The sequence below is a fragment of the uncultured Ferrimonas sp. genome, from assembly GCF_947489035.1.
Lineage (GTDB): Bacteria > Pseudomonadota > Gammaproteobacteria > Enterobacterales > Shewanellaceae > Ferrimonas.
Genome location: NZ_CANLCI010000001.1, coordinates 293,771 through 302,431 on the forward strand (window position 1 = coordinate 293,771; position 8,661 = coordinate 302,431).

6 protein-coding genes are annotated in these 8,661 nt (G+C 58.6%); 2 read left to right on the top strand and 4 right to left on the bottom strand.

Going from position 1 to position 8,661, the window contains the following annotated elements; translation table 11 throughout:
- Positions 1-366 precede the first annotated feature (366 nt).
- From thrC to Q0796_RS01245, 4 genes are all read right to left on the bottom strand, one after another.
- Positions 367-1,647 carry a threonine synthase gene (gene thrC, locus Q0796_RS01230; RefSeq protein ID WP_298439420.1) on the bottom strand — a complete coding sequence of 427 codons (1,281 nt, stop codon included), beginning with the start codon at positions 1,645-1,647 and terminating at the stop codon, positions 367-369.
- A complete protein-coding gene (gene thrB / locus Q0796_RS01235) occupies positions 1,628-2,626 on the bottom strand; it encodes a homoserine kinase (RefSeq protein ID WP_298439422.1) in 999 nt (332 codons plus the stop codon). Before thrB ends, thrC begins: the two co-directional genes overlap by 20 nt.
- Entirely contained in the window at positions 2,626-5,082 is a 2,457-nt protein-coding gene (thrA, locus tag Q0796_RS01240; protein WP_298439424.1) for a bifunctional aspartate kinase/homoserine dehydrogenase I, read from the bottom strand. Before thrA ends, thrB begins: the two co-directional genes overlap by 1 nt.
- A gap of 217 nt (positions 5,083-5,299) precedes the next feature.
- Positions 5,300-5,998, bottom strand: a complete 699-nt coding sequence (locus Q0796_RS01245; RefSeq protein WP_298439426.1) for a tRNA/rRNA methyltransferase — start codon at positions 5,996-5,998, stop codon at positions 5,300-5,302.
- 200 nt (positions 5,999-6,198) lie between these two features.
- On the opposite strand from Q0796_RS01245, the gene aceK reads away from it, so the two are divergent.
- On the top strand, positions 6,199-7,923 hold the full coding sequence (gene aceK / locus Q0796_RS01250; RefSeq protein WP_298439427.1) for a bifunctional isocitrate dehydrogenase kinase/phosphatase: 1,725 nt from the start codon (positions 6,199-6,201) through the stop codon (positions 7,921-7,923).
- A 59-nt stretch (positions 7,924-7,982) separates the two neighbouring features.
- Complete coding sequence (locus tag Q0796_RS01255; RefSeq protein ID WP_298439429.1) at positions 7,983-8,546, top strand: peptidylprolyl isomerase; 564 nt, start codon at positions 7,983-7,985, stop codon at positions 8,544-8,546.
- Positions 8,547-8,661: the final 115 nt, after the last annotated feature.

Genomic DNA, 8,661 nt, shown 5'->3' on the forward strand with positions numbered 1-8,661 from the left:
ACTGCATCATCGTAGGTCCCGTTAGCCGCGCTTTGGCGTAACGTGACAGCTGCATCACCGTAGGTCCCGTTAGCCGCTCTTTGGCGTAACGTGACAACCCGAGATATTTACCGAGCTCTGCCATTGTTCGATGACGCCTGCGGCGAATTAAACCTACTTCCCAACAACAACTGCATCAGCGTCGATCCCGTTAGCCGCGCTTTGGCGTAACGTGACAGCTGCATCACCGTAGGTCCCGTTAGCCGCGCTTTGGCGTAACGTGACAGCCCGAGATATTTACCAAGCTCTGCCATCGTTCGATGACGCCTGCGGCGAATCGAAGCGACTTGCTGCACAACAGCGACAACATACCCCGTGAACAACGACTTATGCCAATTGCTGCCGTAAGTAGTCTTGCAACGGGGTTAAGTCCGCAGCCAGGGGGTGGCTCAGTAATGGCTTATCCACCACCGCCGCCAACGCTGGTGGCAGTGGCACCTCAACCCCCAAGATCTGCGCCACCGATTGCTGAAACTTGGCCGGATGGGCGGTGCCTAAAAATACCCCCACTTCATCCGCTTGCAGCGACTGCGCCAAGGCCGCGCTGGCAACGGCGGCGTGGGGCTCGCTGCGATACCCGCCCGAGGCCAGCTGCCGTAACTGCGCCGCCGTGCTGGCCTCGTCCACTTTGATTGCGGTTAGGTTCTGCTGCGGCCAACCATAGCGTTGCTGCAGGGCTTCCACCCGTGGCCAGTTATTGGGGCTGGTAACGTCCATCGCATTCGACAAGGTGTGGTGCACCGGCTCGGGCTGCCACTGGCCGCTGGCGAGGTAGCGCGGCACGGTGTCGTTCAAGTTGGTGGCCGCCACAAAACGCTTGATCGGCGCCCCCATCGCTTGGGCAATCAGCCCCGCAGTCAGGTTGCCAAAGTTGCCCGACGGCACCGCCACCACCGCCTGTTGCCGTTGCTCGGCGGGCAGCTGCGCTACCGCTTCGAAGTAATAACAGATCTGCGCCAGCAGCCGAGCAATGTTGATTGAGTTGGCCGAGGTTAAGCCAAATTCGGCTTTAAGCTCGGCGTCACTGAAGGCTTGTTTCACCAACTGCTGACAATCATCAAAGCTGCCCGCTACCGCCAAGGTGTGAATGTTATCGCCCAAGGTGCAGAACATCTTCTCTTGCAGTTCGCTGATCCCACCGGCGGGGTACAGCACCACCACATCAATGTTATCCAAGCCGTAGAACGCATCCGCCACCGCCGCACCGGTATCGCCACTGGTGGCGGTTAAGATGGTTTGCCGCTGCTCCCCGGCAAAGGCGTTTAAGCACTGCGCTAAAAAGCGGGCACCAAAGTCTTTAAACGCCAAGGTGGGGCCATGAAACAGCTCTAAACAGTATTGGCCGTCGCCCGCGGGCACCAGCGGCAGTTCAAAGGTGAACGCCTGCGCCACCAGCCGTTCAACCTGCGCTTGGCCTAATTCGTCCGCCAGCAACGCCGCGAGGATCCGCTGGCTGCGTTCAACAAAGGGCAGCGACCACAGCGATTCCACAGCCAGCTGCGGCAAGCGATCCGGCATAAATAAGCCCTGCTGCTGGCCTAGCCCCTGCAGCACCGCTTGGCGAAAACTGACCTGCTCTGCGGCCACATTAAGATTGGTTAACTGCATCGTGCTGACTCTCCTTGTATTGCACCCCGTGCTGCGCCAAGCGACACAGCCGCACCAGCCCATATTGATTGGTTAGATAGTGATGTTGCAGGTATTGTCGCCCTTGCTCGGCCACCGCCTTATCGCGGCAAACCGCAAACAGAGTGGGGCCAGAGCCGGAGATCCCGACCGCCTCAAACCCCAAACCCTTCAGCTTGGTTTTGGCCGCTTGGTAGCCGGGAATGTGCGCCGCCCGATGGGGCTCGGCCAGCACGTCGTTCAACGCCGCTAACGCTTGCGCTTCATCGCCGCGATAACTGGCGGCCACAAAACTGGCCAACTGCTGGCCATAACGAATGGTGGTGGCCAGCGGCACTTCGCTGGGCAGCAACGCCCGCATCTTGGCGGTCGACAGGGTGATCCCCGGATACGCCACCAACCAGTACCAGTTATCGAAACTGGGCAGCGCTTGGGCGTCGTCGGCCAACATCAACTGCATGCCGCCTAAAAAGCTCGGGGCGACATTATCAAAGTGCACCGAGCCGGAGATCTGCCCTTCCAGTTCGCCCATCAGTTGCAGCAGTTGGGCGTGATTCAGCGGCTGGCCAAAGTAGCGGTTCAGCGCCGCTAACGCCGCCACCACCGAGCTGGCGCTGCTGCCTAAACCAGAGCCGATGGGCAAATTCTTTTGCAACGTCAGCTGCAACCCTTGGCATTCGGGCGCATAACGGCGAATAAACTCTTGGGCGCAGCGCGTGACGATGTTGCCGGTTGCAGGCAGAAACCGGGCGTAAGCGCCACTGCAGCTCAGGTGCAGCGGCACCTCCGTCGCGGCCGTAGCCTCAGTTGCAGCCAACGCCGTGACCGTCACCACGTCACCAAAGGGCAGCTCATCGTGCTGCTCGCCCTCAACGATGGGTTCCAGTGCTGCCCCAAGCAGATCGAAGCCCACGCTGACGTTGCCCATTGAGGCGGGCGCATAAACCGATACGGTTTTCATTAGGCCTCCTGTTGCCATGCTTGAGTTCGCAAGATATCCGCAAACACCCCAGCGGCGGTTACCGCTGCCCCGGCGCCATAGCCCCGCAGCACGAACGGCAATGGGCTGTAGTAGCGGCTGTAAAAGGCCAAGGCGTTTTCACCGCCTTTAATGGCATACAACGGGTGGGCGGCATCCACCGCTTGCACCTTGATGTGGCACTGGCCTTGGGCGTCAATCGCGCCAACGTAACGCAGCACCTTGCCATCGGCCTGGGCGGCGGCAATGCGCTGCTGCACCGCGGCATCGGCCTCTGGCAGCTTGGCCATAAAGCTGGCCACGTCGCCGCTGGCATCAAAGTCGTCTGGCAGCACGCTGTCGATGTGCAGATCCTCCAGCTCCAACGGCATTCCCGCCTCACGGGCTAAGATCAGCACCTTACGCGCGACGTCCATGCCCGACAGATCCTCGCGGGGATCCGGCTCGGTAAAGCCTTTGTCCCGCGCCATGCCGGTGGCTTGGGATAGGCTCATCCCCTCTTCCAGCAAGCCAAAGATGTACGACAACGAGCCCGACAGCACCCCCGAAAATTCGGTCAGTTGATCCCCCGCCCGCAGCAACCCTTGCAGGTTGTCGATCACCGGCAAGCCTGCGCCAACGTTGGCTTCATACAGGAATTGGCGTTTGTGTTCCCGCGCCACCTGCCGCAGCTGTTGGTACTGCGCCATGGTGCCGGTGTTGGCTTTTTTGTTGGGGGTAACCACGTGCCAGCCTTGGCTCATTGCGGCGCAGTAGTAAGTGGCCACTTCGTCGGCGGCACTGCAATCCACTAAGACCGGATTGACCAGATGGGCATCGGCGGCAAAGCGCAGCAAGCGCTGCAGATCCAGCGGTTCGGCGCTGGGCAACTGATCGCGCCAGCGGTCGAAGCCAAGGCCATCGGCGGCCAGCAGCATCTGCCGTGAATTCGTTACCCCGCATAACCGAATGGCGATGTTGTGCTGCTGCAGATGCGGCTGCTGCGCGGCAATTTGCTGGATCAGTGCGTCGCCCACGTTACCGGCCCCCACCACCACCACATCAATCGACTGACGCCGCACAAACAGGTTTTCATGGCACAACCGCAGCGCATTGGGGGCTTGATGCTGTTGCACCACCGCCGAAATTGCCCGCTCGGAGCTGCCTTGGGCGATAGCGAGCACGGACGCACTGGCTTGCGATAACGCCTTAAAGAAGCGCGCGGCCACCCCTTTGCGGGTTTTCATGCCATCGCCCACTAAGGTGATGATGGCCAGATCCCGCTGCACATCAATTGGCTCTAACAGCTGCTGTTTCAGCTCCAGTTCAAACGCCTGTTGCAAGGCGGCCAACGCCCCAGCACCGGCGGCTTCGTGCACGCAAAAGGAGATGGAGTATTCCGACGAGCTTTGGGTGATCAAAGTGACCGATATGCCCGCCTGCGCCATTGCCGCAAACACGCGGCTGGCCATGCCAACCATCCCCTTCATGCCGGGGCCAGAAACGCTGATCATCCACTGGGACTTTAACTGGCTGATCGCCTTAACCAGCGAATGGGACGGTTCCGTGCGTGCATGAATTAAGGTGCCCGCTGAGTCTGGATTGAGGGTGTTGCGGATCCGGCACGGGATCTGATGCTGCGCGATGGGGGCGATGGTGCGTGGGTGCAGCACCGAGGCGCCGAAGTAAGACAGCTCCATCGCCTCTTCGTAGCTCAGGCTTGGCACCAGCTGAGCATCGTCAATCAGCCGTGGATCCAAGTTATACACCCCATCCACGTCGGTCCAGATCTCGCAACGGTCGGCATGCACACACGCCGCCAGCACCGCCGCGCTGTAATCCGAGCCATTGCGCCCCAAGGTCACGGTATCGCCACTGGCATTGGCTGCGGTAAAGCCCGGCACTAACCACACTCGGTATTCGCCTAAGGGCAGCGCCGCCAGCTGCGCTCGGCTGGGTTCGATCTCAACTTCCGCCGCCAGCATTGGCCCCTGCGCCAACAAACACTGGCGCGGGTCTAAGCTGGCCACCGGCCACGGGGCTTGCGCCAGCAACGCCTGCAACAGCGCCACCGACCAGCGTTCGCCGCACACCAGCACTTGCGCCAGCACGGGCTTGGGGCAACGGCGCAGTAACGCGATGCCGTGCAACAGCTGCTGCAACTGCGCCAGCTCTTGCTGCCACTGCTGTTGCAACCGCGCCGCGGCGCTTGGCACCGCCCGGCTAATGGCGCCATTTAACCGATCCATCTTGGCGTTAATTTCGGCAAGCGCGGGGGCAGGATGTTGGCCACTGCTGGCTTGGCTGGCGGCTTGTTCAAGCAGGTTGGTGATCCCCGCCGGTGCCGACAGCACCACCATCACCGGAAACGTACTGGCGGCGTCGCTCACCAGCTGTGCCACGGTGTGCAACTTGCTCGCGTCCGCCAATGACGATCCGCCAAACTTCATCACTTTCATCTTGCCGTTCTCCTTTTTTTTGCTCGCCGTAAACGCACAAAGCCCGCTCATCTGAGCGGGCTTTGTTGATTTGGATAGTGAATCCGAGGTGCTGCTAGCCCGCCCCCAACCTTTCGGTGGTGGTAATGGTGGTAGTGGTAATCACTAGAGCTAGCGGTGCTGTCAGTGGATGCAAAGTCCAAATTCCTCGTTTCGTTGTGCTTTTTACCATCAGCCTTTACGGCTGCTTTGTCAACGATCCGGCCATCGCCTTTTCGATATCACCTAATAACAAATGCAACATGGCCACGTCGCGCTGGCTTAATGTGCCCACGCTGTCTTGCAGCCAACGCCGCAGAGGTTCTTGTTCTGCCACCGCTAAGGTATCCAGCAGTTGCACGCTGCGCTGCTTCAGCGCTTTGAACTGAGCGTCGTTAGCGCCAACTTCGCTTGGGGGTGGCAACTGCGAAAACTCATAGGCGTACAGCATGATCGCTTGGCCAAGGTTCAACGAAGGGTATGGGTTTGCCAACGGAATGGTGGTCAGCAGATCCACCAACGCCAAATCGGCATTGGCCAATCCCGACGCTTCACAACCAAACACCACCGCCACCTTGCCAACACTGCTGCCCAGCTGCTGCACTTGGGCGGCCGCATCGTTGGGGCTGTGCAAGCGGCGTTTATCGCCCCGCTTACGGGCGGTGGTGGCAAAGCTTAAGTCGATGTCGGCCAAGGCACTGGCTAAATCATCAAAGGATTCGGCGTTTTCCAAAATGTGCTGGCTGCCGTGGGCGGTCCAATTGGCTTCGTCCGCTTGGTGCGCCTGCGAGTTCACTACCCGCAATTTCTCAAAGCCCATGGTGTTCATGGCGCGTGCCGCCGCGCCCACGTTTTCGCCACGCTGGGGTGACACCAAAATAAAGTACAGTTCTGCCATTACGTCCTCTCCGATAAGCGGAGCCAAGATTAGCCGCTGCGGCCACTAAAGCAAGTTGTCTCTTAGCTGCACATTGAGAAAGCGCCGATTGCGCGTTACTTTGAAGTGACTAATGCAGAAAAATTACTCAGTTATGTTCAATCGCGGTTGAACGCAGCCACGGGATTTCTGTTGACCGACTTGCCATCAAAGGAGTGATGATGACTGCTTCGGCCCCGAGCCATCTGGCGTACCAAATTCTGGCTGGTTTTGATAAACACTTTCGGCTGTTCATGCGGATCTCACGCGGCGCGAAAGAGCATTTTATTCAACAGCATTGGCTGGCCGCCGACGCCGCCCAAAAAGAGCGGATCTCGCTGTACAGCCAACAGGTGGGGCTGCAAACCCAGCGACTGATCGAGCAGCTAGATAAGCCGGTGATCTCCACCGAGTTATGGCAAGAAACCAAGCAAGCCTACAGCAAATTGCTGCTGGGACACCCCCAAGCAGAGATGGCGGAAACCTTCTTTAATTCGGTGTTTTCACGGCTGTTTCGCCACCGAGGCTTAGACGATCAGCACCTGTTTTTGCACACCAGCGTACGCAGCCGCCAGCCCTTTCAGCCGGAGAAACTCAGCAAATACCGCTTTACCGACACCGACGCCAAGCAGGCGCTGCTGGAGCTGATCAACCCGCGCCGTTTTGGTCGCCCCTTTGCCGATCTGGATGGCGATTTAACGCTGGTGCTGCAACGGCTGCAACCCTTGATGCAGGCGCAGCATTACAACCGCATCGAGCTGCTTAACTGCATCTTCTATCGCAACAAAGGCGCCTATCTGGTGGGGCGGCTGATCGGCGCCCGCGGCTTTGCGCCGCTGCTGCTGCCGATCCGCCACAGCGACAACGGCCTCTACATTGATGCGGTGCTGGATAACGCCGACGATCTGTCGGTGGTGTTTAGCTTTACCCGCGCCTATTTCATGGTCGACACCAACGCCCCCGGCATGTTGGTCAGCTACCTTAAACAGCTGATGCCCAATAAGAGTTGGGCCGAGCTGTACACCGCGCTAGGGCTGCAAAAACACGGCAAAACTGAGTTTTACCGCAGCTTTTTACACCACCTTGATCACAGCACCGATTGCTTTGACATTGCGCCGGGGATCAAGGGGATGGTGATGTCGGTGTTCACCCTGCCTTCGCTGCCGATGGTGTTTAAAATCATCAAAGATGAGTTTGCCCCGCCTAAAGAGGTCACCAAAGCCGACGTTAAGGCCAAGTACGATCTGGTGAAGCGCCACGACCGAGTGGGTCGCATGGCCGACACGCAGGAGTACAGCAACTTTGTGTTCCCACGGGATCGCTTCAGCGCCGAGCTGCTGCAAGAGCTGCAACAGGTGGCGCCATCGGAAGTGGAGCTGACCGAGCAACAGGTGATCATTCGTCACCTGTATGTGGAGCGGCGCATGGTGCCGCTGAACATGTTTTTGGATGGCGCCACCCAAGCGCAAATTGACCACGCCATCTTCGAATATGGGCTGGCAATTAAGCAGCTGGCGTCGGTGAACATCTTTCCCGGCGACATGCTGTTTAAAAACTTTGGCTTAACCCGCCATAACCGCGTGGTGTTCTACGATTACGATGAGATCAGCTACATGACCGAATGTAATTTTCGCACCATTCCCAAAGCCCAAAATCACGAACAAGAGCTGGCCGCCGAGCCGTGGTTCTCGATTGGCCCCCACGATGTGTTTCCCGAGGAGTTTGGCCACTTCTTATTGGCGCGCCCCAGCATCCGCCAAGCCTTTATGCCCCACCATCAGGATCTGTTGACTGCCGACTACTGGCAGCAGGTGAAAGACAACGTTAACGCCGCTCAGATCCCCGATATCTACCCCTACCGAGTAGAATGTCGATTACGACTGGAAAAAGTGTTAGCGGGATCATAGTCTGTGCGCTTTCCAATCCCGTAAGATGCGGGTTTAACCACTAATACTGGAGTTGTCGGATGATCATCGACGCCAAGACCGTTGTAACCCTGCACTACCGCCTGCATAACGCAGCCGGTGAATTGATTGAAGAGTCGTTTGGCGGCGCCCCAATGGAGTACCTGCACGGTGCCCACAACCTGATCCCAGGTCTGGAAGCTGAGCTGCAAGGCAAGCAAGCCGGTGCTGCATTTAAAGCCGACATCGACGTAGAAAACGCTTACGGCCCAGTACAATCTGGCCTGATCCAAGAGGTGCCTCTGGCGTCTTTTGAAGGCGTAGAAGACATCACCCCAGGCATGCGCTTTATGGCGCAAACCGACGAAGGTCCACGTCCGGTTACCGTTACCGAAGTGAAAGACGACAGCGTAATTGTTGACGGCAACCACCCAATGGCTGGCCAAGCGCTGTCGTTTGAAGTGGAAGTGGTTGAAGTACGCGAAGCCACTGACGAGGAGATCCAACACGGTCACCCACATCAGGAAGGCGGTTGCTGCGGTCACGACCACGGCGATGATTGCTGTGGCGGCAAAGGCGATTGCGGCAAAGGCGACGATTGCTGCGGCGGCCACGGCCACCACTAAGCGCACGCGCTAACACGAAAAAAGCCCGCGATTGCGGGCTTTTTTGGGCTGTGTATTAGTTAACTGTTGGCGTTGCTGCGCGGTAGCTATTGTCGCCTGCGGCGAGCTTCGATGG

What these genes read in the sequence shown, in the direction of transcription:
- thrC (WP_298439420.1), bottom strand. Translation starts at nt 1,647, where the DNA reads ATGCAGTTAACCAATCTTAATGTGGCCGCAGAGCAGGTCAGTTTTCGC.
- aceK (WP_298439427.1), top strand. Translation starts at nt 6,199, where the DNA reads ATGACTGCTTCGGCCCCGAGCCATCTGGCGTACCAAATTCTGGCTGGT.
- thrA (WP_298439424.1), bottom strand. Translation starts at nt 5,082, where the DNA reads ATGAAAGTGATGAAGTTTGGCGGATCGTCATTGGCGGACGCGAGCAAG.
- thrB (WP_298439422.1), bottom strand. Translation starts at nt 2,626, where the DNA reads ATGAAAACCGTATCGGTTTATGCGCCCGCCTCAATGGGCAACGTCAGC.
- Q0796_RS01255 (WP_298439429.1), top strand. Translation starts at nt 7,983, where the DNA reads ATGATCATCGACGCCAAGACCGTTGTAACCCTGCACTACCGCCTGCAT.
- Q0796_RS01245 (WP_298439426.1), bottom strand. Translation starts at nt 5,998, where the DNA reads ATGGCAGAACTGTACTTTATTTTGGTGTCACCCCAGCGTGGCGAAAAC.